Raw genomic sequence first — 1,498 nt, forward strand, 5'->3', positions numbered from 1 at the left:
GTGAAATAACTGATTTGTTCCGGACTCCATTGCTCTTCAAGCTTATAGGTAATATAACCCCAGGTCGTTTCACTTATCCGTATTGCTCGTCTACCATTGTTTTTTCGTCTGCTCACCGCAAATTTATGCGCCTTACTATGGTAGTAATAACCGCGATGGTCTTTATTACGTTTCAGCTCTCGATAAATGGTTGATACATGTCTTCCTAGTATTTTAGCGATAACTTTTTTCTTCAAACCTATACGCTTTAGACAAGAAATCTGGTATCTTTCTTTACAGGTAAGTTGTTTATATTTCATGATGTAATCTCAACTTTGGTCGGTGACAGATTAATCATTATAAATGACTTACCTTTTTTATTGTCACCTTTATTTTAGTTAAGATTCGCACTTAGTACTTGAATTCAAGTGGTTATTTATCTAATAACCAGGATTTTATTATAATAAACGTTTAATAAATCTATTAACATGAAATATAAAAGCTCCCACACATACCAAAATAGATAAAAATAACTTATCACCGCACGTTATTATTATGCAAATTATAGTCCCAATAAAAATACCGAGTGAAATAGAACCAGCGAACTTAAGTGAGGCTTTATTACTTGCTTTGGTACCCTTCATAGCCCAAGGATAGAGCCATAAACGATGATCGATGGGTCGGCGTAGGGCGTAGGCATAATAACTGCCGTCCTCCATTGGTTCGACTACCACTTCGACCTTATCGCCATTACGAAAAAAAGCCCGGCAAAAAATGCCTTGTACCGTGAACTCACCAAGTTTACAGCGAAAATATTGTACACTATTGAGGTAGTCGGCAGCCTCTTGCTGACCGCTAGCCATACCTACCTGACTGGCGGCTTCGGTTGTGTTACCCAGTGCCAATTGCCCCAGTAAAGGCAGGCTGGAAAAAGTGCCTTTGCCAAACAGTGCTAAGTCAGTATCAATCACTTGCAAATCGGCGATTTTACCGGTGATGATTTGATAATAATCATTCATTGAGTTATCCTGCTTTTAGTTTATGCCACGAAAATAATTAGAAAGTACACTAGGATCAAACGGGTAAGTTTGGATCGGTTGTTGTTTCTTAATATCATCTTAAGCTTTGGCATCGTTATTTCCCTTGCCTAGCATACTACGTCTTATCAATAATTCTAACTCATTAGCATTTAAAAACCAGATCAACCCTTCAATCAGTAAAATAATCACTTTAATACAAAAATCAGTACTTAAAAGTATCATTCGCCTTGTGATAGCATAGAATCGTCCTATTAAATTTGCTATTTTCTAATTTTAACATTCATAGGTGGTTTATACTCAGATATGAGATATATTTCTTTGTAAAAAAGTTGTTTATATTTAATGATGTTATCTCCATTTTAATTGGTGATAAATAAATTATTATGAATAATTTATCTTTTTCGTTGTTGCTATTACATTAAGTTAAGATGTGTACTTATTGTTCATCTTATAATTAATCAAAATAAATACATTAATTA

2 protein-coding genes are annotated in these 1,498 nt (G+C 34.5%); both read right to left on the reverse strand.

Translation table 11 applies throughout. The features are described 5' to 3' along the window. Positions 1 to 299 (reverse strand): helix-turn-helix domain-containing protein (locus A9G11_RS14735; protein WP_141674322.1); only part of this gene is annotated, 299 nt, incomplete at its 3' end. A gap of 138 nt (positions 300 to 437) precedes the next feature. After that, positions 438 to 998 (reverse strand): hypothetical protein, encoded by a 561-nt coding sequence (locus tag A9G11_RS01175; protein ID WP_065617711.1) that lies wholly within the window; start codon positions 996 to 998, stop codon positions 438 to 440. Between the last annotated feature and the right edge of the window lie 500 nt (positions 999 to 1,498).

It is taken from the genome of Gilliamella sp. wkB108 (assembly GCF_001690195.1).
In the GTDB taxonomy this organism is placed as follows: Bacteria; Pseudomonadota; Gammaproteobacteria; order Enterobacterales; family Orbaceae; genus Gilliamella; species Gilliamella apicola_L.

Excerpts from the sequence above, each read along its gene's own strand:
- A9G11_RS01175 (WP_065617711.1), bottom strand. The coding sequence starts at position 998 with ATGAATGATTATTATCAAATCATCACCGGTAAAATCGCCGATTTGCAA.